Genomic DNA, 553 nt, shown 5'->3' with positions numbered 1-553 from the left:
CAGCCAGCGCTGATCCGTTGCCGGAACATCTCTCGGTGGCCGAGGCGAAGCACCTGATCGCATTCCTGTCCAACGCGCGCCCTCGCCCCGGGGTCAGTGGCGCACGGCGAGATGCCCATGCGGCGTTCACGTGGCAGGAGCTTCGCAATTGCGTTGCGGTCGCGCTGCACCTGGGCGGCGGACTGACACCCGCAGAGGTCCGCGCGCTGACGCTAGATTCGCCGATCTCGCGCGGCGGCCGCGTGCGGGATCGGCCCTGGAAGATCTCCATCCCCGCCAGTGGGGACTCGCCAGCACGAGAAACGCCGATTGCGGCTTGGGCCGGCGAGCTCCTGCAGCACTGGCTCCTGGTTCGCTCCGAACGAAAGATTCCCGGCGAAACGCTCTTCCCGTCAACGGCAGCCGGCAAGCCCTGGAGCAAGCAATCCCATTACTCGGCAACACGGCAGTTGCTCGCGGACGCGGGTCTCGATGGCAACGAAGGCGGAACCTTCAAGCTTCGACACACCTTCGCGATGCGCCAACTGCGACGCGGAACGGCGCCCGCGGAAGT

General features: G+C 67.1%; 1 protein-coding gene. It reads left to right on the top strand.

The annotated features are described in order from the left end of the window. Positions 1–553: tyrosine-type recombinase/integrase (locus AC1D3B_RS36240; protein ID WP_478195480.1), on the top strand; the 553-nt coding region annotated here is incomplete at both ends.

The sequence above is a fragment of the Variovorax sp. P5_A3 genome, from assembly GCF_056400665.1.
Note: the sequence above shows the minus strand (reverse complement) of the source record. Positions and strands in the feature narration are given on the sequence as shown.